The sequence below is a fragment of the Paracoccus sp. ME4 genome, assembly GCF_046736325.1.
Lineage (GTDB): Bacteria > Pseudomonadota > Alphaproteobacteria > Rhodobacterales > Rhodobacteraceae > Paracoccus.
Map to the genome: position 1 here is coordinate 1,370,434 of NZ_CP151276.1, position 25,345 is coordinate 1,395,778.

The following is a 25,345-nucleotide window of genomic DNA, read 5'->3' on the forward strand; positions in this document are numbered from 1 at the left end:
GATGCGCCTTCCCGACCCCGTCCGTGCCGTGCGCGCGACCCAGATGCGCGCCGACGGCACGCAGGCCCCGGTGACCCGCACGGTGCCCGAGGAGACGCCGGTGGCCATGGTCTATGGCGGCACCACGCAGGCGGTGATGATGGCGACGCCCGCCGATCTTGAGGATTTCGCGGTGGGGTTCTCGCTGACCGAGGGGATCGTGACCGATCCGGCCCAGATCCTGCGGCTGGAGGTGCTGGCGCACCCGAAGGGGCTGGAGGCGCAGATGTGGCTGCCCGATGACCGGGCCGAGGCGCTGGCCGCGCGGCGGCGCTTCATGGCGGGGCCGGTGGGCTGCGGCCTCTGTGGCATCGACAGCCTGGAGGAGGCCTTGCGCGACCTGCCCGACCTGACCGGGCGCGGCCCGGTGATTGGCGCGGGCCAGATCGCGGGCGCGACCGAGGCGCTGCGCGACTGGCAGCCGCTGCATGACCAGAGCCGCGCGGTCCATGCGGCGGGGTTCCTGGTGCCGGGGCGGGGCATCGTGCTGGCGCGCGAGGATGTGGGCCGGCACAACGCGCTGGACAAGCTGATCGGCGCGATGGCGCGGCAGGGGGTCGATGCGGGGACCGGGGCCTTCGTGCTGACCAGCCGCGTCTCGACCGAGATGGTGCAGAAATGCGCGATCGCCGGGGGGGCGGTGATCGTCGCCGTCTCGGCCCCCACGGCCCATGCGCTGCGCCTGGCCCAAGGCGCGGGCATCACGCTGGCGGCCTTTGCCCGCGGCGCGGGGTTCGACCTGTTCACTCATCCAGAACGGCTGCGCGCCGAGGTGTCCGATGTCGCCTGAGAAGATGGTCATGATGGCCAACCAGATCGCCGCCTTCTTCGACACGCAGGCGGGCGATCCCGCGCCGCGCATCGCGGCCCATCTGCGCGATTACTGGGAGCCGCGGATGCGGGGGCAGCTGGTGGATTTCGTGCGGGCGGGCGGGGAGGGGCTGACGCCCTCCGCCCTGGCGGCGGCCCGGCTGCTCTAGGATGCAACCCGTCGGGGGCCTCGGTTGTTCGGTGAGACGATGATCGACACCTCTGGAGACAGGCCACCGATGCAGAGCGACAGCCAAGACTTCGACCTTGCGCGGGCCAAGGTCTGCGTGGTGATGAATCGCGGCTCGGGCAAGAAGAAGCATCAGGAGCTGCGCGCCCTGCTGGAGGAGCGTCTGGCCCCGGCCTGCGGGCATTACGAGCTGCGCGAGAGCCGCAAGGGCAGCGACCTGCCCGCGCTGGCGCGCCGCGTTGCGGGCGAGGGGTTCGATCTGGTGATCGCGGCGGGCGGGGACGGCACCCAATCGGCGGTGGCCGGGGCGCTGACCGGGTCTGAGACGGTGATGGGCGTGCTGCCCGGCGGCACGTTCAACTATTTCGCGCGCGATCTGGGTGTGGGCGAGACCATAGAGGATGCGCTGGACACGATCTTGGACGCGCGGGTCGAGACGGCCGATGTCGGCGATGTCAACGGCCTGATCTTTCTGAACAACGTCAGCCTGGGCGCCTATCCGCAGATCCTGAAGACGCGGGAGGGGATCTATCGCCGCTGGGGGCGGTCGCGGATCGCGGCCTATTGGTCGGTGCTGGTCGCGCTGCGCCGCCTGCGTCGGCCCATGCAGCTGGTGGCCCGGGTGGACGGGCAGGAGAGCCGCTATACCAGCGCCCTGGTCTTTGTCGCCCGCAGCGCCTATCAGCTGGACAGCTTTGGTCTGGAGGGGGCGGAGGAGATCCGCCGGGGTGAGTTCGCCGTCCTGATCGCCAAGGCGAAGCGCCCGCTGCCGCTGATGCGCTCGGCCCTGCGCATGGCGATGGGGAAAAGCGCCAAGGACGATGATTTCGACCTGATCCTGACCGACAGCCTGACCATCGAGACGCCCAAGCCGCGTCAGCTGGTGGCGCATGACGGAGAGAAGACCACCTTGGAGAGCCCGTTCCGCTTCGAGGTCCGCCATGACAGGCTGCGCGTGCTGCTGCCGCGCGACGGCACCGACAAGACCGACCGGCCCGAGGCGTGATCCCTTGGCGCGCGTCCTGCATCTGACCGACCTGCATTTCGGCTTTCACCGCGAGGCCCTGATCGCCCCCCTGCTGGAGCGGATCGCCGCGCTGCGGCCCGATCTGGTCGTGGTGGGCGGCGACATCACCCACCGCGCGCTTCCGGTGCAGATGCGCAAGGCCCGCGCCTTCCTGGACCGGATTGAGGCGCCGGTGATCTGCATGCCGGGCAATCACGACGTGCCGCTGTGGAACCCGCTGGCGCGGTTCTTCTGGCCCTTCGCGGGGTTCCGGCGCCATTTCGGGCCGGTCCTGACCCCCGTCGCGCGGGCCGGGGAGGTGCGCGTCATGGCGCTGAACAGCACCGACCCCTATGCCTGGCAGCGCGGCAAGATCCGCGACGGAGAGATCGGGCGGCTGATCGGGAATGTCGATCCGCTGGGGACCAACATCGTGGCCCTGCACCATCCGCTGCAGCACCTGCCGCGGGTGACGAAGGTTCCGGCGCGGCGCGCGTCCGAGGCGCTGTATCGGCTGGAGGCGTCGGGGGTGCATGTGATCCTGTCCGGCCATCTGCACCGCTGGGCGGTGGACGCGCTGCTGGCCACGGGGCGCCATCCGCGGCTGCTGCAGATCCAGACCGGCACCGCGCTCTGCGCCCGCGTCAGCGACATGCGCAACGAGTTCGTTGTGATCGACGTGGACGGCCCCGCGCTGACGCTGGAGCGCCACGTTGCCCCGATGGAGAGCCGCGATTTCGACGCCCCCGAGATCGCCCGATACAGCCGCGCGTCGGGGGTCTGGCGACGCGTTTAGGCGTTGAGTTTTGCGGCGATCGGGGCTAAGGGAAGCCCAGTCAATGCGGCGACAGGGTCAGAACAGACCGCTTCTCATCGGGTCGGGCATCATGCCGCGACCCTTTGGCGTTGCCCCAAAGGCGTCATAAAGACCGGCGGAGCCAACCGTCAGGCCGGAAAACAGACACAAAGGATACTGAACACGTATGTGCGCTAAAGCGACCATGGAGGAATTCGAGGCCCTTCTGAACGAAAGCCTCGAGATTGACACCCCCGACGAGGGCAGCGTTGTCAAAGGCCGCGTCATTGCCATCGAGGCAGGCCAGGCCATCATCGACGTCGGCTACAAGATGGAAGGCCGCGTCGATCTGAAGGAATTCGCCAATCCCGGCGAGGACGCCACCATCAAGGTCGGCGACGAAGTCGAGGTCTATCTGGACCGCGTCGAGAACGCCCGTGGCGAAGCCTCGATCAGCCGTGAGAAGGCCCGCCGCGAGGAAGCCTGGGACCGTCTGGAGAAGGCCTACGAGAGCGAAGAGCGCGTCGAGGGCGCCATCTTCGGTCGCGTCAAGGGCGGCTTCACCGTGGATCTGGGCGGCGCTGTCGCCTTCCTGCCGGGTAGCCAGGTCGATGTGCGCCCCGTGCGCGATGCCGGCCCGCTGATGGGTCTGAAGCAGCCGTTCCAGATCCTGAAGATGGACCGTCGCCGCGGCAACATCGTCGTGTCGCGCCGCGCCATCCTGGAAGAGAGCCGCGCCGAACAGCGCGCCGAGGTCATCGCGAACCTGACCGAAGGTCAGTCGATCGACGGCGTGGTCAAGAACATCACCGAATACGGTGCGTTCGTTGACCTGGGCGGCGTCGACGGCCTGCTGCACGTCACCGACATGGCATGGCGTCGCGTCAACCACCCGTCCGAGATCCTGGCGATCGGCGAGACCGTCAAGGTCCAGGTCATCAAGATCAACAAGGACAGCCACCGCATCAGCCTGGGCATGAAGCAGCTGCAGGCCGATCCGTGGGATACCGTCGCGGACAAGTTCCCGATCGGTTCGGTCCATCAGGGCCGCGTGACCAACATCACCGACTACGGCGCGTTCGTCGAGCTGGAGGCCGGTGTCGAGGGTCTGGTCCACGTTTCGGAAATGAGCTGGACCAAGAAGAACGTCCACCCGGGCAAGATCGTCTCGACCTCGCAGGAAGTCGAAGTGATGGTTCTGGAGATCGACGAGGCCAAGCGCCGCGTGTCCCTGGGCCTGAAGCAGACGCAGCGCAACCCGTGGGAAGTGTTCGCCGAGACCCATCCGACCGGCACCGTCATCGAGGGCGAGGTCAAGAACATCACCGAGTTCGGTCTGTTCGTCGGCCTGGAAGGCGACATCGACGGCATGGTCCACCTGTCGGACATCAGCTGGGACACCCGCGGCGAAGATGCGATCCAGGACTTCCGCAAGGGCGATGTGGTGAAGGCCGTCGTCCAGGACGTGGACGTCGAGAAGGAGCGTATCAGCCTGTCGATCAAGTCGCTCGAGAACGAGAACATGGCGGAAGCCGTGGACGGCGTGAAGCGCGGCTCGATCGTCACCGCAGAGGTGACTGCCATCGAGGAAGGCGGGATCGAGGTCGAGTTCAACGGCGTCAAGTCGTTCATCCGCCGCAGCGATCTGGCCCGCGACCGTCAGGACCAGCGTCCCGAGCGCTTCAACGTCGGTGACAAGGTCGACGCCCGCGTCACCAACGTCGACACCAAGACCCGCCGTCTGGGCCTGTCGATCAAGGCGCGCGAGATCGCCGAGGAGAAAGAGGCCATCGACCAGTACGGCAGCTCGGATTCGGGCGCGTCGCTGGGCGACATCCTGGGTGCGGCGCTGAACCGCAACAGCTGATCGGACCCGTCCGATCGACCTTGGCCCGTCCCGGATCATCCGGGGCGGGCTTTTTTTTGCCGGTCGCCCCGTGCCGGTTCCGCTAGCGGCTTGCACGGCGCTGCCAAAGCTGGCAACGCTTGTGAAACCAATGACTTCTGTCGGGCGTTGGATCTGGCTGCACGGGACGCGTCGCGGCTCTGCAGGCGGTTCGCGGCCGGCAGGTGGGACCCGTCGATTTGGGGGAAGGCATGATCCGGTCGGAACTGATCCAGAAGATTTCGGACGAAAACCCGCATCTGTTCCGTCGTGACGTCGAGCGGATCGTGAACACCATCTTCGAGGAGGTCATCGACGCCATGGCGCGCGGTGACCGGGTCGAGCTGCGCGGCTTTGGCGCGTTCTCGGTCAAGAAGCGCGACTCCCGCACGGGCCGCAATCCGCGCACCGGCGAATCCGTCGATGTCGAGGAGAAGCACGTCCCCTTCTTCAAGACCGGCAAGCTGCTGCGCGACCGCCTGAACGGCGACGCCTGACCCACCGCCCTTTCCGATCCTGCCCCGGCGCGGGGCCGCCATCCGAGGAATCCCGATGCGCTTCATCCGTCTGATTTTCGTGGCCGCGCTGGCCCTGCTGCTGGTCGCCGTCGCCTTGGCCAACCGCGGCGTGGTCACGTTGAACGCCTTTCCGGCCAATTTCGGCGGCTATCTGGGCGGGACGTGGTCGGTCGAGCTGCCGCTGTTCCTGGTGATCTTCGTCACCTTCGCCTTGGGGATGCTGGCCGGACTGCTGTGGGAGTGGCTGCGCGAGTCGCATATCCGCCGCGAGGCGCGCCGCAACCGTGCCGCGGCCGCCCGGCTAGAGAGCGAGGTCGACCATCTGCGCGACCGCCACGCAGCCCCGCGCGACGAGGTTCTGGCGATCCTGGAGCAGCCGTCGCGTCCGGCCTCCACGCCCTCCGCGACCCTGCCGGCGGTTCGCTGAGCCGTGGCGGAGGTCAAGATCTGCGGTCTGACCGAGGCCGCGCATGTGGCCGCGGCGGTGGATGCCGGGGCGCGGTTTCTGGGTTTCGTGTTCTTTCCGAAGTCGCCGCGGGCGGTGACGCCCGAGCAGGCGGCAGTTCTGGCCGCCGATGTGCCGGTGGGCTTCGCGCGGGTGGGGCTGTTCGTCGACCCGGACGACGCGCTGCTGGACGAAGTGCTGTCCGCAGTGCCGCTGGACGTCATCCAGCTGCATGGGCATGAGACGCCGGATCGCGTCGCCGCCGTCAAGGCGCGCTGCGGGTTGCCGGTGATGAAGGCCGTCGGACTGTCGGGGCCGGAGGATCTGTCGCAGCTGATCGATTACGGCGTCGTGGCCGACATGCTGCTGGTCGATGCGAAGCCGCCCAAGGATGCGGTGCTTCCGGGCGGCAACGGGCTGGCCTTCGACTGGCGGCTGCTGTCGGGGCGCCGTTGGTTACGGCCGTGGATGCTGGCCGGTGGGCTGACGCCGGAGAATGTGGCTGAGGCGGTGCGGCTGACCGGCGCGCCCATCGTCGATGTCAGTTCGGGCGTGGAATCCGCGCCGGGCGTCAAGGATGTTGTGCGAATCCGCGCCTTCGTTGCTTCCGCGCAGGGGTGATTCCGGGCGGTGTTGCGCGGCGTCCGGTGAGGTGTTGCGCGGTGCAAGGTATTGTTTTCATGGGACAACGGCCATTCCGGGTTCGCCTTCAGGTTTAGTCGTTGACTTTGCGAACGGCCCAAGGTAGAACACTTACATGCTGGAAGAGGTGGGCAAGCGGCCAAGGGGGCAACCCTTGGGCCGCTTTTTTGCTTCTTGGCTCGTGCGGACAGGTCACGAGGCGGGGCAGATCGCATGAACGATATGGATTGGGGCGGGGTCGGGAAAACCGAAGGACCTTTCACGGCCGGCGCCTTGCCCGACAAGGCAGGGTTCCGGATGCCCGAAATCGCCGAGGGCGAGGACGAGATCGACGTCCTGCGCTGGCTGTTCTGGGACTATGTGAAGGACCTGCGGGGGCATCAGGCCGAGCTTGAGGCGCTCAAGTCGGGGGAGCTGGACCCCGCCAAGCTGAAAAAGGCCATGGAGACGGCGAAGACGGTCCGCGAGGCCGTCCAGCTGCTGATGGCGGAGAGGAGCAAGGTTGACAAACTTCGCAAGGACATCGCGGGCGGCGTCGGAGGGGGCAGCCTTGACCTCGGCGCCGCACGAGACGAGATCGGGCGCCGCCTGGCTTGCCTCCGCCGGGCCGGTTGAGGTCGAGGAGTTCCTGGGCGGGCTGTCGGAAAACGCGCTGATGAGCCTGCCCTGGCTGTTCGAGTTCTGGGCGCTGCCCCATCAGCTGCCCCCCGAGGGCGACTGGAAGAGCTGGGTCATCATGGGCGGGCGCGGCGCGGGCAAGACCCGCGCCGGGTCGGAATGGGTGCGCAGCTTGGTCGAGGGGCCGACGGCTGCGGCGCCCGGAAAGTGCCATCGCGTGGCCTTGGTCGGGGAGACCTTCGATCAGGTGCGCGAGGTGATGGTGTTCGGCGAGAGCGGCATCCTGGCCTGTTCGCCCCCCGACCGGCGTCCGGTCTGGGAGGCGGGGCGCAGGCGGCTGGTCTGGGCGAACGGCGCCACGGCCACGGTCTATTCCGCGCATGAGCCGGAGGCCCTGCGCGGGCCGCAGTTCGACGCGGCCTGGGTCGATGAGCTGGCCAAATGGAAGAAGGCCGAGGATGTCTGGGACATGCTGCAGTTCGCGCTGCGGCTTGGCGAGCATCCCCAGCAGGTCGTGACCACCACGCCGCGCAATGTCGGCGTGCTGAAGCGCATTCTGGGGAACGCCAGCACGGTTGTGACCCATGCGCCGACGGATGCGAACCGCGCCTATCTGGCGGAGAGTTTCCTGGCCGAGGTCGAGAACCGCTATGGCGGCACGCGCTTGGGGCGCCAGGAGCTGGACGGCGTGCTATTGGACGATGTCGAGGGCGCGCTGTGGACAACGGCGATGCTGGAGGAGGCGCGCGTGGCCGAGGTGCCGACCCTGGACCGCGTCGTGGTCGCGGTCGATCCGTCGGTGACGGGCGGGCGGGCCAGCGACGAATGCGGCATCGTCGTGGCGGGCGTGTCCATGCAGGGCGAGCCTAAGGATTGGCGCGCCTATGTGCTGGAGGATGCGAGCGTCCGGGGCGGGCCAACGGATTGGGCGCGCGCCGCCATCGCTGCGATGGACCGCCACGGCGCCGAGAAGCTGGTGGCCGAGGTGAACCAGGGCGGCGATCTGGTCGAGAGCGTGGTCCGCCAGATTGACCCGCTGGTGCCCTTCAAGGCGCTGCGGGCGTCGCGGGGCAAGGGGCTGCGCGCCGAACCGGTCGCGGCGCTCTACGAGCAGGGGCGCATCAAGCATCTGCGGGGCGCCCTGGGCGCACTGGAGGATCAGATGTGCCAGATGACGGTGCGCGGCTTTGAGGGCCGCGGCAGTCCGGACCGGCTGGATGCGCTGGTCTGGGCGGTGCACGAGCTGATGATCGAGCCTGCCGCCGGGTGGCGGCGGCCGCAGATGCGGCGGCTGTAGCGGCCGCGCGGACAGATGGACCACAGGCAAGGGCCGCCCTTTACGGGGCGGCCCTTTTGCATGGCCGAGGCATGGAGGCGAACATGGCGTTTCGATTGTTTTCGCGGGAGGAGAAGTCGTCCCCCGCACCGGAGAGGAAGGCCAGCGCGACCGGCCGGGTGGTGGCCTTTGCCAGCGGTTCGGGCCGCCCGATCTGGTCGGCGCGCGATACCGGCACGCTGACGCGGGCGGGCTTCATGGGCAACCCGGTCGGCTTTCGCAGCGTGCGGCTGATCGCCGAGGCGGCGGCGGCGGTGCCGCTGGTCTGCGCGGATCGCGATCGCCGCTATGAGGTGCATCCGGTGCTGGACCTGATGCGGCGCCCCAATCCGGGCCAGGGCCGGGCCGAGCTGTTCGAGGCGCTGTTCGGGCAGATCCTGCTGTCGGGCAACGGCTATCTGGAGGCGGTCGGCGCGGATGGCATGGGCGTTCCGGAGGAGCTGCACGTTCTGCGGTCGGATCGCATGAGCGTGGTGCCGGGTGCCGATGGCTGGCCTGTCGCCTATGAGTATGCGGTGGGCGGGCGCAAGCACCGCTTCGACATGACCGGCAGTCCCGATCCGATCTGCCACATCAAGGCCTTCCATCCGCAGGACGACCATTACGGGCTGTCGCCGATGCAGGCGGCCGCCGTGGCGCTGGACGTGCACAACAGTGCCAGCGCCTGGTCCAAGGCGCTGCTGGACAATGCGGCGCGGCCGAGTGGGGCGATCGTCTACAAGGGCATGGACGGGCAGGGGGTTCTGAGCCCCGAGCAGTACGACCGCCTGGTGGGCGAGATCGAGATGAACCATCAGGGCGCGCGCAACGCGGGCCGTCCGATGCTGCTGGAGGGGGGGCTGGACTGGCGCCCGATGGGCTTCAGCCCGTCCGACATGGAGTTCCACGAGACCAAGCTATCGGCGGCGCGCGAGATCGCGCTGGCCTTCGGTGTGCCGCCCATGCTGCTGGGGATCCCCGGGGATGCGACCTACGCGAACTATGCCGAGGCGCATCGGGCCTTCTATCGGCTGACGGTGCTGCCGCTGGTGACACGGGTCGCGGCGGCGGTAGCGTGGTGGCTGTCCGAGCATCAGGGCGCCGAGATCGAGCTACGCCCGGACCTGGACCAGATCCCCGCCCTGGCCGAGGAGCGCAACCAGCAATGGGCGCGCATCAGCGCCGCGGGTTTCCTGACGGATGCCGAGAAGCGCGCCCTGCTGGGCCTGCCGCCGCTGGACGGGGCGTGAGGCATGGAAGGGTCGCGTTTCGTCAAGGACGGGCTGTGGCACGACACGCGCCTTGAGGCGCAGGAGCGGATCATGGCGCTGCAGTTCGGCCAGGTAGAGAAGCGCCTCGAACGTATCGAGGCGCTGATCGAGGGGTTGGAGCGGCGGCTGTGGATGACGGTCTATGGCGTGGTCGCCGTGATCCTGACGCAGGCCGTCCAGGGAATTATCGAATTTGCGCCGAAGGGAGTGTGACGCATGGTTCCGGGACTTGAGGTGAAGTTCACGGGCGGGCCGCCGGTCCTGTCCGAGGGGCAGGTGATCGAGGGCTATGCCAGCCTGTTTGGCCTGACCGACCAGGGCGGCGACGCGGTCCTGCCGGGCGCCTTTGCCGCGTCGCTGGCGCGGATCGCGGCGCGCGGCGACAAGGTGCGGATGCTGTGGCAGCACGATCCGACCCGGCCCATCGGGGTCTGGGACGAGGTCCGCGAGGACGGCAAGGGCCTGTGGGTCAAGGGCCGCCTGCTGCCCGAGGTGGCGCAGGCCCGCGAGGCGGCGGCGCTGATCCAGGCGGGCGCGATCGACGGGCTGTCCATCGGCTATCGCACGCTGCGGGCCGAGCGCGACAAGACAGGCCGCCGCGCCCTGGCCGAGGTCGAGCTGTGGGAGGTGTCGCTGGTGACCTTCCCGATGCTGGCCGAGGCCAAGGTGGGCCGCAAGGACACGGACGAGCTGCGCGAGGTCGCGGCCCTGTTCGTGCAGGCGGCCGAGGCCCTGCGGGGCGCATGAGTTTCCGGACCGGGTGCGCCCGGTCCGTCCACGGGTTCGGACCTGCCCCGAGGGGCCGTCCGGCGACAGGGGCGCGGCCCCGATCACCAAACGAGGAGACGAGGATGACCGAGGTGAAGGCCGCGGGCGGGGGCGACATGCCCGCCGACCTGAAGGGGGCCATGATGGGGTTCGTCAGCGAACTCAAGGGCTTCCGTGACGACATTCAGACCAAGCTCAACGCACAGGAACAGCGCATGACCATGATCGACCGCAAGACCGCCCTGCGGGGCCGCGCCCCCCTCTCCGCCACCGCGGAGGTCGAGGTGCCCCATCAGAAGGCGTTCAACGCCTATCTGCGCAGCGGCGACGATGACGGGCTGCGCGGCCTGGCCATCGAGGAGAAGGCCCTGTCGGTGGCCAGCGACGGCGGCTTCCTGGCAGCGCCGCAGGTTGCGCAGACGGTGCAGAACACGCTGTTCTCGACCACCTCGCTGCGCCGCGTCGCCAATGTGGTGACGATCGAGGGCAGCGTCTACGAGGTGCTGGTCGAGAAGGGCGAGATGGCCTCGGGCTGGGCCACGGAGGCCGCCTCGGTCGAGACGGGCAATTCGCAGCTGGACCGCATCTCGATCCCGGTCCATGAGCTGTCGGCCATGCCCAAGGCCAGCCAGCGCCTGCTGGACGACGCGGCCTTCGATGTCGAGGGCTGGCTGGCCGAGCGCATCGCCGACCGCTTCTCGCGCGCGGAGGCCTTCGCCTTCCTGCGCGGCGACGGCGTGGACAAGCCGCGCGGCATTCTCTCCTATCCCACCGCGGCGGATGCCACGGTGGCGGCCGGGCAGATCGGCTTCGTGACCACCGGTGCCGCGGGCAACTTTGCCGCCGCCGCGCCGATGGATTGCCTGATCGACCTGATCTATGCCCTGGGTGCCGAGTATCGCGCGAACGCGTCGTTCCTGATGAACTCCAAGACCGCCGCCCGCGTCCGCAAGATGAAGGATGCCGACGGCCGCTTCCTGTGGACCGACCCGCTGACCGCGGGTCAGGTGCCGCAGCTCTTGGGCTATCCTGTCATGATCAGCGAGGACATGCCCGACATCGCGGCCAACAGCTTCTCGATCGCGTTCGGGGACTTCCGGTCGGCCTACACGATCGTCGAGCGGCCCGACCTGCGCGTGCTGCGCGACCCGTTCAGCGCCAAGCCGCATGTGCTGTTCTATGCCACCAAGCGTGTCGGCGGCGGGGTCACCGACTTCCGCGCCGTCAAGCTGCTGCGCTTCGCCTGATCCCGGCGGGGATCGGGTGAGGGACGGGACGCGCCAGGTGCCGGGCATTCCGATTTAGCAACTGTCCGCGCGCGCTGATGGCTGGCGCGGGGCGCGTCCCGGTTTTCCCCGGGGCCAGGATCGCAGGCGGGGCTCCGTTCGGGGGCCCCGCCCTTGGTGGAACATGCGGACGGCACGACGGGAGGTTCGCAACATGATGCTGATAGAGGAAACGGCGCCCGCGGCGGAGGCGCTGCCGGTGGCCGCCCTGCGCGCGCATTTGCGTCTGGCCCAAGGTTTCGACGGACCCGACGAGGCGGCCGAGACGGCGGCGCTGGCGGGCTTTCTGCGTGCCGCGATCGCGATGATCGAGGCGCGCACCGGCAAGGTGCTGCTGAAGCGGCGCTTCCGGATGCAGCTTGACGACTGGCGCGACAGGCTGGGCCAGTCGCTGCCTTTGGCGCCGGTCCATTCGGTCGAGGGCATCGAGATCGAGGACGGGGCGGGGCTGCGCACCCAGATCCCGGCCGAGAGCTGGTGCCTGGTGCCGGACATGCAGCGGCCGGTGATCCTGCCCAAGGGGGTCGTGCTGCCGCATGTGCCGCGGCGGGGATCGGTGACGGTGACATTCACGGCGGGCTTCGGCGACAGCTGGGCGCAGGTTCCGGCGGATCTGGCGCAGGCGGTGATCCTGCTGGCGGCCCGCTACTATGACGACCGCAGTCAGGACAGGGGCGGCCATGCGCTGCCCTTCGGCGTGAACGCCCTGATCGAGAAGTGGCGCGCCGTCCGCACGCTGGCCGGGCGCGGCAATCGGGAGTGGCGGTGATGGGCGTGCCCGACATGAACACGCGCCTTGCCTTGGAGACGCCCGAACGGCAGCCGGACGGAATGGGCGGTCACCGGACGGTCTGGCGCCCCCTGGGATGGCTGTGGGCGCGGCTTGAGGCGCGATCCGGACGCGAGCAGGGCAATGGCGTCGGCATGGTCAGCGTCGTTCAGTGGCGCGTGACGCTGCGCGCGGCGCCGGTGGGCGATCCGCGCCGGCCCCGTTCGGGTCAGCGCCTGCGCCACGGCACGCGGCTGTTCCTGATCGAGGCGGTGGCCGAGGCCGATGCCGGCGGCCGGTTTCTGGATTGCTTTGCCCGGGAGGAGGAGAGCGCATGAGCTATGGTGCGGGGGTCGCCTTGCAGGCGGCCGTCTATCAGCGTCTGCGGGCCGATGATGCGCTGGCGAACCTGGTCGGCGACGCCATCTATGATGCGATGCCGGTGACGGCGCCGAGCGGCATCTATGTGTCGCTTGGCCCCGAGGAGGCGCGCGACGCCAGCGACGCCACGGCGCGCGGGTCGGTGCATGACTTCGTGATCTCGGTGATGGCGGGCAGCGACAGCGGCGCGGGCTTCGGCGCGGTCAAGGCGGCGGCGGTGGCCGTGGCCGACGCGCTGGAGGCGGGCGGGCTGTCGCTGACGCGGGGACGGATGGCCGGAATGTGGTTCCTGCGCGCCAGTGCGCGCCGGATGAAAAGCGGTGCGGGACGTCAGGTCGACCTGACCTTTCGTGCGCGCATCGACATGAACTGAGGAGACAGGACGATGGCAGTGCAGAACGGGCGTGATCTTCTGATCAAGATGGACATGACGGGGGACGGCTCCTTCGTCACGGTGGCGGGCCTGCGCGCGACGCGCCTGTCCTTCAACGCCGAAAGCGTCGACGTGACCAGCATGGACAGCCCCGGCGGCTGGCGCGAGCTGCTGGGCGGTGCGGGCGTGCGCAGCGCGCAGGTCGCGGGGTCGGGTGTCTTCCGCGACGAGGCGACGGACGGTCGCGCGCGCCAGGCCTTCTTCGACGGCGAGACGCCGATGGTCCAGGTGATCATCCCCGATTTCGGCCGGATCGAGGGCCGCTTCCAGATCACCGGGCTGGAGTATTCGGGCAATCATGACGGCGAGGCGACCTATGAGATCGCGCTGGCCTCGGCCGGGGTGCTGAGCTTCGAGGCGCTGTGATGGCCAATCCGTTCCGCGGAGAGGTTGCGCTGATGCTGGACGGGCGCGAGCATGTGGCGCGTCTGACCCTGGGCGCGCTGGCCGAACTGGAGGCCGAGCTGGGGGCGGACGGGCTGACCGGTCTGATGGAGCGGATGGACGCCGGCCGCATCGCCAGCCGCGAGATCATGGCGGTTCTGGTCGCGGGGCTTCGGGGCGGCGGATGGTCGGGGCGTGCCGCCGATCTGGTCGCCGTCGAGATCGGCGGCGGGCCGCTGGAGGCCGCGCGCCTGGCTGCGCGGCTTCTGGCGCTGGCCTTTCGCGCGCCCGAATGACAGGCGGGCCGGGAAATACGCGCGGCGGGGGCGGTCTGGACTGGGCGGGACTGATGCGGGCGGGGCTTCAGGACCTGCGCCTGCATCCCGATCAGTTCTGGGCGCTGACCCCGGCGGAGCTGGCGCTGATGCTGGGAGTCGGTCCGGCCCCTGCGCGCATGACGCGGGACCGACTGGCGGACCTGGCGTCCCGATATCCCGACACGCCCGGTCCGCCGGGCGCGTCCATCGCTGAACCTGCGGGGGAGAAGACCGATGACGACACGAGACAGGGCCGAGCTGCTGGAGCAGATGGATGACGATCTGGGCCGCAATGCCCGCATGGCAGGCGAGTTCCAGGCGGAACTGGCCCGGCTGCGCCAGTCGATGATGTTCACCACACGCGAGGTCGGCACGCTGTCCTCGGGGCTGGAACGCGGGCTGGGTCGCGCCGTGGACGGGCTGCTGCTGGATGGCGGCAAGCTGTCGGATGCGCTGAAATCCATCGGCCGGTCGCTGGCCGACACGGTCTATGGCATCGCCATGAAGCCGGTCGAGAGCGCCCTGGCGGGCACGATCGCCAGCGGGTTGGGCGGGCTTATGGGCGGGGTGATGCCCTTTGCCAAGGGCGGGGCCTTCTCCAGCGGGCGCGCGGTCACCGGGGGCGTGGTGGGCGGCCCGACCGCCTTTCCGATGCGCGGCGGTCAGGGCCTGATGGGCGAGGCGGGACCCGAGGCCATCATGCCCCTGCGGCGCGGACCCGACGGCAAGCTGGGTGTCGCGGCCGCGGGCGGCGGCGGTTCGGTTTCGGTGACCTTCAACATCCAGACGCCGGATGTGGCGGGATTCCAGCGCAGCCAGTCGCAGATCGCCGCCCAGATGTCGCGCGTCCTGGCGCGCGGCGAACGAAACAGCTGAGAGGAGACGGGCATGGCCTTTCACGAGGTGAGATTTCCGACGAACCTGTCCTTCGGCGCCATCGGCGGGCCCGAGCGGCGGACCGAGATCGTGACCATGGCCAGCGGCTATGAGGAGCGCAACACGCCTTGGGCGCATTCGCTGCGCCGGTTCGATGCGGGGATGGGGCTGCGGTCGCTGGACGATCTGTCGGCCGTCATCGCGTTCTTCGAGGCGCGGGCCGGGCAGCTGCACGGGTTCCGCTGGAAGGACTGGTCGGACCACAAGAGCTGCCTGCCCTCGGCGGCACCGACCTTCGAGGATCAGGTGATCGCGACCGGAGACGGTCAGACCCGCAGCTTTGCCCTGACCAAGGCCTATCGGTCGGGTGCGGTCCGCTATCAGCGTCCGATCACCAAGCCGGTTCGTGACAGTGTCCGCGCGGGCATCGGCGGCAACGAGGTCTTTCCCGAGATCAACTTCACGGTGGATCACCAGGCGGGGCGCATCATCTTCAACGAGGCGCCCGATGTCGGCGCCGACATCACCGCAGGGTTCGAGTTCGATGTGCCGGTGCGCTTCGACACCGACCGGATCGCGGTGTCGGTGGCGTCGTTCCAGGCCGGGCAGGTCCCGGACATTCCGGTGGTCGAGGTGCGGATATGACGACGACGACGCTGGCCCGAGCCTGGTCCGTGCGGCGCGCGGACGGGATGACCCTGGGCTTCACCGACCACGACATGCCGCTGGCCTTCGGCGGCATCGTCTTTCGTCCCGATCGGGGCCTCACCGCGCGGGCCGTCGTTCAGGCGACGGGCCTGTCGGTCGACAACACGGAGGCTGTGGGCGCGCTGAACGACGACGCCATCACCGAACGCGACCTGATGGCGGGGCGATGGGACAAGGCCGAACTGCGCCTGTGGGAGGTCGACTGGACCGATGTGAGCCTGCGTCGCCTGGTGTTCCGGGGGTCCTTGGGGGACGTGTCGCGTGGCAACGGTCAGTTCCGCGCCGAACTCCGGGGGCTGACCGACGCGCTGAACGCGCCGCAGGGACGAGTCTATCATCCGCGTTGCCATGCGCGCCTTGGCGACGGGGCCTGCCGTGTCGATCTGGGCCGCGAGACCGTTTCGGTCGAACGGGTGCTGCAGGATGTGACGGAGGGACGCGTCTTCACCTTCGCGACCTTTCCCGCCTATGACGCAGCCTGGTTCGAGCATGGTCGCATCGAGGTTCTGTCCGGCGTCGCCGAAGGCCTGCACGGCATCATCAAGAACGACCGCGTCCATCCCGATGAACGCCGGGTGTTCGAGCTGTGGTCGGCCCTGGGCATCGCACCGCAGCGCGGCGACCGCGTCCAGTTCACCGCAGGCTGCGACAAGGCCTCCGGGACCTGTCGTCTGAAGTTCGGCAATTTCATGAACTTTCGCGGTTTTCCTCACCTGCCGTCTGAGGATTGGCTGATGGCGCCCCAAGCTGCGGGAGGCCGTCGTGACTGACCCCGTCGTTGCGGCGGCCCGGCGATGGCTGGGCACGCCCTATGTCCATCAGGCGTCGGTGGCGGGCAGCGGCAGCGACTGCCTGGGCCTGATACGCGGCGTCTGGCGCGAGCTTCACGGCTATGAACCTGAGGCCCCGCCCGCCTACACGTCCGATTGGGCCGAATGCGGCAGCGCGGAAGTGCTGCTGGCGGCCGCGACGCGGCATCTGCTGCCCGTCGACCCTGCGACCTCCCTGCATCCGGGACAGGTGCTTCTGTTCCGGATGCGTCAGGGCGCCATCGCCAAGCATCTGGGCATCCTGTCGGAGGCCGGCGATGCCGCGCGGTTCGTCCATGCCTATACCTGTCACGGCGTCATCGAGAGCCCGCTGACGCCCCCTTGGCGGACGCGGATCGTCGCGCGGTTCCGCTTTCCCTGACCCATTCGAACGAAGGAGGCCCTCATGGCCACGATTGTCCTGTCTGCCGTCGGCGCATCGCTTGGGGCGGGCTTCGGGGGGGCCGTGCTTGGCCTGTCGGGCGCGGTGCTGGGACGCGCGGCCGGTGCGGTCCTGGGTCGGGTCATCGACCAGCGCCTGCTGGGCGGCGGTGCGAAGGCGGTCGAGACCGGGCGCATCGACCGTCTGCGCATCCAGACCGCGGGTGAGGGCATGGCGATCCCGCGCATCTGGGGACAGATGCGCGTGCCCGGTCACGTGATCTGGGCGTCCCCCCTGGAGGAAATCACCCGGACCGAGGATGCAGGCGGCGGCAAGGGTGCGCCGCGCGCCCAGGTCACGCAGGTCAGCTATCGCCTCTCGGTCGCCTTGGCGCTGGCCGAGGGCCATATCCTGTCGGTCGGCCGGGTCTGGGCCGACGGTGAGGAGATCGCCCAGTCCGATCTGAACATGCGCTTCTATCCGGGCAGCGAGACGCAGATGCCCGATCCGGCGATCGCGGCGATCGAGGGTGACGCGGCCCCGGCCTATCGTGGGACGGCCTATGTCGTGCTGGAGAACCTGAGCCTGGAGCGGTGGGGCAACCGCATGCCGCAGCTGAGCTTCGAGGTCACCTGCCCGGCGCGCGACGGCAGCGGTCTGGTGCGCGACGTGCGCGCCGTGGCGCTGATCCCCGGAACCGGCGAATACAGCCTGGCGACGACCGCGGTGACCGAGGGCGGTGATCTGGGCGAAAGCCGCAGCTTCAACACCAACACGCCGATGGGCGGCACGGATTTCAGCGCTTCGCTGGATATCCTGGGGCGCGAGCTGCCGAATGTCGGATCGGTCTCGCTGATCGTGTCGTGGTTCGGCAGCGATCTGCGCATCAATCGCTGCAAGGTGCAGCCGAAGGTCGAGTTCAAGGAGGTTGACGGCGCCGAGATGCCGTGGCGGGCCGGTGGCATCGACCGTGCCGGTGCCATGGAGGTGTCGCGCAAGGACGGGCGGCCGATCTATGGCGGCACCCCGTCGGATGCCTCGGTCATCGAGGGGCTGCGCGCCCTGACGGCATCGGGCCGCAAGGCGATCTTCTATCCGTTCATCCTGATGGAGCAGCTGGGCGGGAACGGACTGCCCGACCCCTATGGGGCCGCCGAACAGCCGGTCATGCCGTGGCGCGGGCGCATCACGACCAGCGTCGCCCCCGGCCGCGCGGGATCGCCCGACGGCACGGCGGCGGCGGCGGCCGAGGTCGCGGCGTTCTTCGGAACGGCGCAGCCCGGCCATTTCACGCGCGACGGGGCGACGATCCGATATGCGGGACCGGACGAATGGTCCTATCGCCGGTTCATCCTGCATTACGCCCATGTCTGCGCGGCGGCCGGCGGGATCGATGCCTTCCTGATCGGGTCCGAGATGGTCGCGATGACGCAGATCCGGGCGGCGGGCAACAGCTATCCCGCCGTCACCGCCCTGCGCCAGCTGGCGGCCGATGTCCGGTCGATCCTGGGACCTACGGTCAAGATCGGCTATGCCAGCGACTGGTCCGAGTATTTCGGGCACCATCCCGGCGACGGGTCGCTGTTCTTCCATCTGGACGCGCTGTGGTCGGACCCGAACATCGACTTCATAGGCATCGACAACTACATGCCGCTGTCGGACTGGCGCGATGGCGACGACCATCTGGACGCCCATTGGGGGCGGATCGACAACATCGACTATCTGCGCGCGAACGTGGCGGGGGGCGAGGGCTACGACTGGTACTATGCCAGCCAGGCCGATCGCGATGCGCAGCGGCGCACGCCGATCACCGATGGCGGCTACGACGAGGCCTGGGTCTGGCGCTACAAGGATCTCAAGGGCTGGTGGCAGAACCTGCATTACGACCGGCCGGGCGGGGTCCGAAAGGTAGAGGCGACGAGCTGGGTTCCCGGATCGAAGCCAATCTGGTTCACCGAGTTCGGTTGCGCGGCATTGGACAAGGCCACGAACCAGCCCAACAAGTTCCTGGACGCGATGTCGTCCGAGAGCATGCTGCCGCATTACTCGAACGGCACCCGCGACGATGCGATCCAGGCCGCCTATGTCGAGGCGACGATGGCACATTGGCGCGACCCGCAGAACAACCCGGTGAATGCCGATGGCATGCGGATGCTGGACCTGGGCCGGGCGCATGTCTGGTGCTGGGACGCGCGGCCCTATCCGGCCTTTCCGGGCCGGCAGGACCTGTGGTCGGACGGACCCGCATGGGAGCGTGGCCATTGGCTTAACGGTCGCGCGGGCGCGGTCACGCTGCGCGCGGTGGTTCGCGACCTCTGCCGCGCGGCGGGGGTCGAGGCGGTCGACGTGTCGAACATCTCCGGCATCGTGCGGGGCTATGCCCTGCAGTCGTCGGAATCGGCGCGGGCGGCATTGCAGCCCCTGATGCTGACACACGGTTTCGACGCGATCGAACGCGACGGCCGGCTGCGCTTCGTCGCGCGGAACGGTCTGGCCCGGGCGGCCATCGGGCCGGAGGATCTGGCCATGACCGGAGAGGTCACCGGTTTCGAGACCGTACGCCAGACCGAGGCGAGCAATGTGGGCATGCTGCGCCTGAGTCATGTCGCGGCAGGCGGTGACTATGCGGTTGCGACGGCCGAAGCGAGCCTTGCCGATATCGACCGGCGTGCAGTGTCGGAGAGCGAGTTCGCCATGGTGCTGACCCGGCCCGAAGGGCGGGCCGTGGCCGACCGCTGGATCGCGGAGGCGGAGGTCGCCCGTGATACGGCGCGGTTCGCCTTGGCACCGTCGCAGGCGGATCTCGGGCCGGGCGACGTGATCACCACGCGGATGCCCGGACAGGAGGTGCTGCGCTGGCGGATCGACCGTGTCGAGCGGGCGGGCGCCATCACGGTGGATGCGGTCCGCGTGGATGCGGGGCTGTACACGCCGCGATTGAACCACGAGGATCAGGGCGGCATCGGCGTCTATCGTCCGCCCATGCCGGTCTTTCCGGTGTTCATGGACCTGCCGCTGCTGCGCGGAGACGAGGTGCCGCATGCGCCTTGGCTGGCCGTTGCGGCGCATCCCTGGCCGGGCGCGGTCGCGGCCTATGGGTCAGCCGAGGTGGAGGGCGGCTTTGCGCTGAACCTGACGCTGCAACGCCGATCGCTGATCGGTCGGACGCTGACGCCGCTGGCGAAGGCGCGACCCGGCGTGATCGACCGCGGTGCGCCGCTGCGCCTGCGCCTGGTGACCGATCCGCTGCGGTCGGTGACCGAGCGGGCACTGCTGTCCGGCGCGAATGCCCTGGCGATCGGCGACGGCTCCATCGACCGGTGGGAGGTGCTGCAGTTCGCGCGGGCCGAACTGGTCGCCCCGAACGTGTGGGAGATCAGCCAGCGTCTGCGCGGGCAGGCGGGGACGGATGCGGTGATGCCGCAGGTCTGGCCGGTGGGCAGCCTTGTCGTGCTGCTGGATGGCGGTCCGCGGCAGCTGGACCTGCCGCCTTCGGCGCGGGGGGCGGAGCGGTTCTGGCGCGTGGGCCCGGCGCTGCGGTCGCCGGACGACGCCAGCTATCGCAGCCGCACCACTGTGGCGCCGGGGGTGGGTCTGCGTCCCTATGCGCCCTGCCATCTGCGGATGGACGGGCGGACCGTCACCTGGGTCCGGCGCAGCCGGATCGAGGGGGACGGATGGGACGGCGCCGAGATCCCGCTCGGCGAGGAGACCGAGCGCTATCTGCTGCGCCTCGTCCAGGACGGCGGCGTCGTGACCGAGGTCCAGACCGACAGTCCGGTCTGGACCATGCCGGACGGCGTCCGGTCCCAGCTGCGCGCGGGCGTCGTCACCGTCGAGCTGGCCCAACTGTCGCGGACCTTCGGTCGCGGCCCCTTTGCAAGGAGAGACTTCGATGTCCAGTGAAACCACCCGCCTGAAGATGGCGCTTCTGCAGCCGGCGCAGGCACAGAAGCACGTCACCGTCAACGAGGCCCTGATGCGTCTGGACGGCATGGTCAACCTGGTCCTGCAGAGCGTGTCGGTCACGACGCCGCCGGGTGCGGTCTTGGACGGTCAGTGCTGGGGCGTGCCGGTCGGCGCGCAGGCCGCATGGGCCGGGCAAGGGGGCAAGGTCGCGGTGGGCGCCAATGGCGGCTGGATCTTCCTGCCGCCCCAACGCGGCATGCGCGCCTTCGTCGCGGATCGCGGTGTCGAGGCGATCCATGACGGCATCGGCTGGTCCGTGGGTGCGATGAGCCTGGGCACCGGCGGATCGGGGCTGAGCGTCGGTATGGCCGAGGGCGAGGTCGTGCTGACCAGCGGAGCTACCGCCACGACCCCCGTCTTCATCCCGTCGGGCGCGATGGTCATCGGGGCGGTGGCGCGGGTGACGACCGCAATCACCGGGACCGCGACCGGGTGGCGCCTTGGCACGACGGGTGCGTTGAACCGGTTCGGTCAGGGACTGGGCAAGCAGCAGGGATCCTGGGCGCGCGGAATGCTGGGCTCTCCTATGACCTACTACGCGGCTGAACCGCTGATCGTGACGGCGGAGGGTGGTACCTTCACCGCGGGACGTATTGCGCTGGCGGTTCATTGGCTGGAACTGCGTCTGCCCTCCTGACAGGCTTTGGCCCGCCCATCTTTTCCAGCGGCGACCTTTATCCTATGTAGGAGGCTGGACAGATCGGGTGGGCCAGAATGAACATGCACCATACGGACAAGACTCCCTTGTCGCTGGACCGCGACGCGATCTGGGCGCAGCTGCGCGACGAAGGCCGGATGGCGGCCGCCTCCGAACCCCTGCTGGGTGCGCTGATCCATGCGGGGCTGCTGCATCACAGGAGCCTGGAGGCGGCGCTGGCGTTCCGTCTGTCGCTGAAACTGGCGTCGGGCGAGATGAGCGAGCAGATTTTGCGCGAGATCGCCGATCAGGCCTATGCCTCGTCCTCCGAACTGGGGGATGCGGCGCGCGCGGACCTGATGGCGGTCTATGACCGCGATCCCGCGACGCACCGGCTGATCCAGCCGCTGCTGTTCTTCAAGGGGTTCCAAGCGGTGCAGGCCTATCGGATCGCGCATTGGCTGTGGCGCGAGAACCGCCATGATCTGGCCTATTTCGTGCAGATGCGCTGCTCCGAATGCTTTGGCGTCGACATTCATCCAGCCGCCCGGATCGGCACGGGCATCATGATCGACCATGCCCATTCCATCGTCATCGGAGAGACCGCGACCGTCGGGAACGACGTGTCGATGCTGCATTCGGTGACTCTGGGCGGCACCGGCAAGGAGGATGGCGACCGTCATCCCAAGATCGGCGACGGGGTCCTGATCGGCGCGGGCGCGAAGGTCCTGGGCAACATCCATGTGGGCCATCACTCGCGCATTGCGGCCGGTTCGGTCGTCCTGCACGACGTGCCGTCCTGCAAGACGGTTGCGGGCGTGCCGGCCCGGGTCATCGGCGATGCCGGCTGCCCCGAGCCGTCGCACAGCATGAATCAGCTGCTGGGTGCCGGAGAGTACCGCTAGATCAGGTCGCGGCCGCGCGATCCCGTCAGCTCCGGCAGACTGATCCGTTCCCGGGCCAGTCGGTCGTCCAGCTGCTCGGCCAGGCGGGCAGGCAGGGACAGTCCCTGATAGATCATGGCCGAATAGATCTGTACCACGCTGGCCCCGGCCTGAAGCTTTCGCCACAGCGTCCCAATGTCCGATACGCCGCCGACCCCGATCAGCGGCATCGCGCCCTGCAATTCGCGGTGCAGCAAGGCCAGGACGCGGGTCGAGCGTTGGAAGAGGGGTCGGCCCGAAAGACCGCCCGCCTGTCCGGCATGCGGCCCACCGATTCCGTCGCGCGACAGGGTGGTGTTCGTCGCGATGATGCCGTCCAGCTGCGCCTCCCGCGCGACCGAGGCGATCTGGATCACCTCGGCGTCGGTGAGGTCCGGTGCGATCTTGACGAAGATCGGGACGCGTCGGTCCATTGCGTCGCGGGCCGACATGACCCGTGCGAGCAGCGCCGCCAAGGCGTCCCCGCCCTGAAGATCGCGCAGTTTTTCGGTATTAGGCGACGAGACGTTGACCGTCGCGAAATCCGCGCTGGATCCTGCGATCTGCAGGACGCGGGCGAAGTCCTCGGCCCGGTCCGCGCTGTCCTTGTTCGCCCCGAGGTTCAGACCGACCGGAACCGCAGCGTTCCGCGCGGCCATCCGCTGGCCGATGACCGCAGCCCCGTCGTTGTTGAAGCCGAAGCGGTTGATGATGGCCTGTTCGGCCGTCAGTCGGAACAGCCGCGGCTTCGGGTTGCCGGGCTGCGGACGCGGTGTGGCGGCCCCAACCTCCAGAAAGCCGAAGCCCGCGCGCGACAGCGGTCCGATGACGCGCGCATTCTTGTCATAGCCGGCCGCCAGTCCGATGGGATTGGCAAGCGGCATGCCGGCCAGTTCGACCTGCAGACGATCCGACGTGACCGGACCGCCATGCAGCGGCACCAATCCCCGCTCCAACGCCATGATCGACAGGTCATGCGCGCGTTCCGGGTCGAGACGGTGCAGGGCCTTCAGCCCCAGCTTCTCCCGAATGCTCATGCTAGATCACCGGTCTGATGGACGCCGTCCCGGACCGGAAGGTCCCGGACCCACAGGATGTCCGCCATCGACAGGGGCCGATAGAGATGCGGAAACAGCGCACCGCCCCGCGACGGCTCCCATTTCAGGTCGTCCGACAGCCTGTCGGCGTCGCAGGCCAGCAGGACCAGCCCCTCCGCCCCGGCAAAGTGACGCGACAGCGTTTCACCCAGCTGTTCGGCCGTGGAGAAATGCACATAGCCGTCGGCCAGATCCACGGGGGCGCCGCGGCTCTGGCCGTCCTGCTGCAACTGCGCCCATTCGTCGGCGCGAAAGACCTTGTAAATCTGCATGTCGGCATTTGCCGCGACCGGGTGCATGCGGTCAAGGCGTCTTCGCCGTGCCTCCATGGAACTGTCATGACGATTTGACCCCGTGCGATGCCTGCGCCAAGCTGCCCGGCGAGATCAACAGGGACACTAGGGGAATCGCGCATGAAACGACGCCTTCTTGCCGCCACGTCAGTCTTCGCCATGCTCGCAGGAGCGGCGCAGGCCGAGACGGTGCTGCACATCCTTCACACCAACGACGTCCACAGCCGGATCGAGCCGATCAGCGACCGCGACAGCACCTGCGACGCCGAGCAGACGGCAGCGGGCGAGTGCTTCGGTGGCATGGCGCGAATCGCCACGAAGATCAATGAGCTGCGCGACCGGATCACCGCCGAGGGCGGGAACGTCATCGTGCTGGACGCGGGCGATCAGTATCAGGGATCGCTGTTCTACACGACCTACAAGGGCAAGGAGGTCGTCGAGTTCATGAACGCCATCGGCTATGATGCGATGGCGGTGGGCAACCACGAGTTCGATGACGGCCCGGAGGGGCTGGCGGTGCTGACGGACGGGGTCGAGTTCCCCGTCCTGTCAAGCAACATCGACGTGTCGCAGTCGAACGTGCTGGCCGACAAGGTCGCCAAGCACGCCATCCTGGAGATCGGCGACCAGAAGATCGGCATCGTCTCGGCGCTGGCCATGGACACGCCCGAGACCGCGTCGCCGGGCCCGAACGTCATCTTCCAGGACGATGCCGACAGCCTGGCCGCCGCAGCGGCGGAACTGGCCGATCAGGGCATCGACAAGGTCATCGCCCTGACGCACGTGGGCTATCTGCGCGATCTGGAGCTGGCGGCCGAGGTGCCGGGGATCGACGCGATCATCGGCGGTCACTCGCACACGCTCTTGGGCGACATGGACGGCGCGACGGCGGCCTATCCGACCATGGTCGATGGCGCGGAAGGGGCGCAGGTGCCGGTGGCTCAGGTCTATGCCTATGGCAAGTATCTGGGGCATCTGACGCTGACCTTCGACGATGCGGGCGTGCTGACATCGGTCGAGGGCGAGCCGATCCTGCTGGACGCCTCGGTCCCCGAGGACGAGGCGATCGCCGCCCGCGTGGCCGAGATGGCCGAACCGATCGCGGCACTGCGCGAGGAGGTCGTGGCCAGCACCGCCGCGCCGATCAACGGCGACCGCGACGTCTGCCGGGCGCAGGAATGCGAGATGGGCAACCTGGTGGCCGACGCCATGCTGGACCGCGTCGCCGATCAGGGCGTGACCATCGCGATCCAGAACGGCGGCGGGCTGCGCGCCTCCATCGACGCCGGAGAGGTGACGATGGGCGAGGTCTATACCGTGCTGCCCTTCCAGAACGTGCTGGCCACGTTCCAGCTGACCGGAGCCGATGTCGTCGCCGCGCTGGAGAACGGCGCCAGCCAGTATGAGGAAGCGGCCGGACGCTTTGCCCAGGTTGCGGGGCTGAAATACGCCGTCGATCCGGCTGCGGCGGCCGGGTCGCGCATCAGCGACGTGATGGTCCAGAAGGACGGCGAATGGGTGGCCATCGACCCGGCGGCGACCTATGGCGTCGCCACCAACAACTACATGCGCGGCGGCGGCGACGGCTATGAGGTCTTCGCCACCAAGGGGCAGAACGCCTATGACTTCGGTCCCGACCTGGCCGAGGTCGTGGCGGCCTATTTGGGAGCGCAGGAGGGGGGATACACCCCCTATGTCGACGGCCGCATTACGGTGAAGTGACCGATCGGCGCCGGGCCTGCCGGGTCCGGCGCCCGCTTTCGCGCCTTGGCGCGCGT

30 protein-coding genes are annotated in these 25,345 nt (G+C 68.8%); 28 read left to right on the forward strand and 2 right to left on the reverse strand.

Going from position 1 to position 25,345, the window contains the following annotated elements; translation table 11 throughout:
• The first annotated feature begins 1 nt into the window (after position 1).
• From fdhD to cysE, 27 genes are all read left to right on the forward strand, one after another.
• Positions 2 to 829 carry a formate dehydrogenase accessory sulfurtransferase FdhD gene (gene fdhD, locus AACG61_RS07035; RefSeq protein ID WP_411839289.1) on the forward strand — a complete coding sequence of 276 codons (828 nt, stop codon included), beginning with the start codon at positions 2 to 4 and terminating at the stop codon, positions 827 to 829.
• On the forward strand, positions 819 to 1,019 hold the full coding sequence (locus AACG61_RS07040) for a formate dehydrogenase subunit delta (RefSeq protein WP_411839290.1): 201 nt from the start codon (positions 819 to 821) through the stop codon (positions 1,017 to 1,019). Before fdhD ends, AACG61_RS07040 begins: the two co-directional genes overlap by 11 nt.
• Before the next feature lie 39 nt (positions 1,020 to 1,058).
• A complete protein-coding gene (locus tag AACG61_RS07045) occupies positions 1,059 to 2,045 on the forward strand; it encodes a diacylglycerol/lipid kinase family protein (RefSeq protein WP_411839291.1) in 987 nt (328 codons plus the stop codon).
• Positions 2,046 to 2,049: 4 nt separating this feature from the next.
• Positions 2,050 to 2,841 carry a metallophosphoesterase family protein gene (locus tag AACG61_RS07050; RefSeq protein WP_411839292.1) on the forward strand — a complete coding sequence of 264 codons (792 nt, stop codon included), beginning with the start codon at positions 2,050 to 2,052 and terminating at the stop codon, positions 2,839 to 2,841.
• Positions 2,842 to 3,028: 187 nt separating this feature from the next.
• Entirely contained in the window at positions 3,029 to 4,708 is a 1,680-nt protein-coding gene (gene rpsA / locus AACG61_RS07055) for a 30S ribosomal protein S1 (RefSeq protein ID WP_411839293.1), read from the forward strand.
• A gap of 230 nt (positions 4,709 to 4,938) precedes the next feature.
• Entirely contained in the window at positions 4,939 to 5,223 is a 285-nt protein-coding gene (gene ihfB / locus AACG61_RS07060) for an integration host factor subunit beta (protein ID WP_411839294.1), read from the forward strand.
• Between the two features lie 55 nt (positions 5,224 to 5,278).
• Entirely contained in the window at positions 5,279 to 5,671 is a 393-nt protein-coding gene (locus AACG61_RS07065) for a LapA family protein (RefSeq protein ID WP_411839295.1), read from the forward strand.
• Positions 5,672 to 5,674: 3 nt separating this feature from the next.
• Positions 5,675 to 6,310: a phosphoribosylanthranilate isomerase gene (locus AACG61_RS07070; RefSeq protein ID WP_411839296.1), complete on the forward strand. Its 636-nt coding sequence runs from the start codon at positions 5,675 to 5,677 to the stop codon at positions 6,308 to 6,310.
• A 318-nt stretch (positions 6,311 to 6,628) separates the two neighbouring features.
• Complete coding sequence (locus tag AACG61_RS07075) at positions 6,629 to 6,946, forward strand: permease (RefSeq protein WP_411839297.1); 318 nt, start codon at positions 6,629 to 6,631, stop codon at positions 6,944 to 6,946.
• A 40-nt stretch (positions 6,947 to 6,986) separates the two neighbouring features.
• Entirely contained in the window at positions 6,987 to 8,246 is a 1,260-nt protein-coding gene (locus AACG61_RS07080) for a DNA-packaging protein (protein ID WP_411839473.1), read from the forward strand.
• Between the two features lie 83 nt (positions 8,247 to 8,329).
• Positions 8,330 to 9,514 carry a phage portal protein gene (locus tag AACG61_RS07085; protein WP_411839298.1) on the forward strand — a complete coding sequence of 395 codons (1,185 nt, stop codon included), beginning with the start codon at positions 8,330 to 8,332 and terminating at the stop codon, positions 9,512 to 9,514.
• A 3-nt stretch (positions 9,515 to 9,517) separates the two neighbouring features.
• Positions 9,518 to 9,748 (forward strand): hypothetical protein, encoded by a 231-nt coding sequence (locus AACG61_RS07090; protein WP_349375032.1) that lies wholly within the window; start codon positions 9,518 to 9,520, stop codon positions 9,746 to 9,748.
• Positions 9,749 to 9,751: 3 nt separating this feature from the next.
• On the forward strand, positions 9,752 to 10,282 hold the full coding sequence (locus AACG61_RS07095) for an HK97 family phage prohead protease (RefSeq protein ID WP_411839299.1): 531 nt from the start codon (positions 9,752 to 9,754) through the stop codon (positions 10,280 to 10,282).
• 104 nt (positions 10,283 to 10,386) lie between these two features.
• The gene (locus AACG61_RS07100; RefSeq protein WP_411839300.1) at positions 10,387 to 11,550 is read left to right on the forward strand and encodes a phage major capsid protein; all 1,164 of its coding nucleotides are present in this window, start codon (positions 10,387 to 10,389) and stop codon (positions 11,548 to 11,550) included.
• Between the two features lie 193 nt (positions 11,551 to 11,743).
• Positions 11,744 to 12,358: a hypothetical protein gene (locus tag AACG61_RS07105; protein ID WP_411839301.1), complete on the forward strand. Its 615-nt coding sequence runs from the start codon at positions 11,744 to 11,746 to the stop codon at positions 12,356 to 12,358.
• Positions 12,358 to 12,696 (forward strand): head-tail adaptor protein, encoded by a 339-nt coding sequence (locus tag AACG61_RS07110; protein ID WP_411839302.1) that lies wholly within the window; start codon positions 12,358 to 12,360, stop codon positions 12,694 to 12,696. The genes AACG61_RS07105 and AACG61_RS07110 overlap by 1 nt, the downstream gene beginning before the upstream one ends.
• Positions 12,693 to 13,112 (forward strand): DUF3168 domain-containing protein, encoded by a 420-nt coding sequence (locus tag AACG61_RS07115; protein ID WP_411839303.1) that lies wholly within the window; start codon positions 12,693 to 12,695, stop codon positions 13,110 to 13,112. Before AACG61_RS07110 ends, AACG61_RS07115 begins: the two co-directional genes overlap by 4 nt.
• 12 nt (positions 13,113 to 13,124) lie before the next feature.
• Positions 13,125 to 13,538, forward strand: coding sequence for a phage major tail protein, TP901-1 family (locus AACG61_RS07120; RefSeq protein WP_411839304.1), 414 nt, complete (start codon positions 13,125 to 13,127; stop codon positions 13,536 to 13,538).
• Positions 13,538 to 13,852 carry a gene transfer agent family protein gene (locus tag AACG61_RS07125; protein WP_411839305.1) on the forward strand — a complete coding sequence of 105 codons (315 nt, stop codon included), beginning with the start codon at positions 13,538 to 13,540 and terminating at the stop codon, positions 13,850 to 13,852. The genes AACG61_RS07120 and AACG61_RS07125 overlap by 1 nt, the downstream gene beginning before the upstream one ends.
• Positions 13,853 to 13,905: 53 nt before the next feature.
• A complete protein-coding gene (locus tag AACG61_RS07130) occupies positions 13,906 to 14,151 on the forward strand; it encodes a phage tail assembly chaperone (RefSeq protein WP_411839306.1) in 246 nt (81 codons plus the stop codon).
• Positions 14,108 to 14,749, forward strand: a complete 642-nt coding sequence (locus AACG61_RS07135) for a phage tail tape measure protein (protein WP_411839307.1) — start codon at positions 14,108 to 14,110, stop codon at positions 14,747 to 14,749. Before AACG61_RS07130 ends, AACG61_RS07135 begins: the two co-directional genes overlap by 44 nt.
• Positions 14,750 to 14,761: 12 nt before the next feature.
• The gene (locus tag AACG61_RS07140) at positions 14,762 to 15,394 is read left to right on the forward strand and encodes a TIGR02217 family protein (protein WP_411839308.1); all 633 of its coding nucleotides are present in this window, start codon (positions 14,762 to 14,764) and stop codon (positions 15,392 to 15,394) included.
• On the forward strand, positions 15,391 to 16,227 hold the full coding sequence (locus AACG61_RS07145; protein ID WP_411839309.1) for a DUF2163 domain-containing protein: 837 nt from the start codon (positions 15,391 to 15,393) through the stop codon (positions 16,225 to 16,227). Before AACG61_RS07140 ends, AACG61_RS07145 begins: the two co-directional genes overlap by 4 nt.
• Positions 16,220 to 16,648 carry a peptidase gene (locus AACG61_RS07150; RefSeq protein ID WP_411839310.1) on the forward strand — a complete coding sequence of 143 codons (429 nt, stop codon included), beginning with the start codon at positions 16,220 to 16,222 and terminating at the stop codon, positions 16,646 to 16,648. Before AACG61_RS07145 ends, AACG61_RS07150 begins: the two co-directional genes overlap by 8 nt.
• Before the next feature lie 24 nt (positions 16,649 to 16,672).
• On the forward strand, positions 16,673 to 20,554 hold the full coding sequence (locus tag AACG61_RS07155) for a glycoside hydrolase/phage tail family protein (RefSeq protein ID WP_411839311.1): 3,882 nt from the start codon (positions 16,673 to 16,675) through the stop codon (positions 20,552 to 20,554).
• Positions 20,544 to 21,254 (forward strand): DUF2793 domain-containing protein, encoded by a 711-nt coding sequence (locus AACG61_RS07160; RefSeq protein WP_411839312.1) that lies wholly within the window; start codon positions 20,544 to 20,546, stop codon positions 21,252 to 21,254. Before AACG61_RS07155 ends, AACG61_RS07160 begins: the two co-directional genes overlap by 11 nt.
• Before the next feature lie 77 nt (positions 21,255 to 21,331).
• A complete protein-coding gene (cysE, locus tag AACG61_RS07165) occupies positions 21,332 to 22,159 on the forward strand; it encodes a serine O-acetyltransferase (RefSeq protein ID WP_411839313.1) in 828 nt (275 codons plus the stop codon).
• Here the strand turns inward: cysE and AACG61_RS07170 are convergent.
• Positions 22,156 to 23,214, reverse strand: a complete 1,059-nt coding sequence (locus tag AACG61_RS07170; protein WP_411839314.1) for a quinone-dependent dihydroorotate dehydrogenase — start codon at positions 23,212 to 23,214, stop codon at positions 22,156 to 22,158. The two genes, cysE and AACG61_RS07170, sit on opposite strands and share 4 nt — an antisense overlap.
• A complete protein-coding gene (locus AACG61_RS07175) occupies positions 23,211 to 23,546 on the reverse strand; it encodes a DUF952 domain-containing protein (protein ID WP_411839315.1) in 336 nt (111 codons plus the stop codon). Before AACG61_RS07175 ends, AACG61_RS07170 begins: the two co-directional genes overlap by 4 nt.
• A gap of 141 nt (positions 23,547 to 23,687) precedes the next feature.
• Here AACG61_RS07175 and AACG61_RS07180 point away from each other — a divergent pair, with 141 nt between their 5' ends.
• A complete protein-coding gene (locus tag AACG61_RS07180; protein ID WP_411839316.1) occupies positions 23,688 to 25,289 on the forward strand; it encodes a bifunctional metallophosphatase/5'-nucleotidase in 1,602 nt (533 codons plus the stop codon).
• The last annotated feature ends 56 nt before the right edge of the window (positions 25,290 to 25,345 follow it).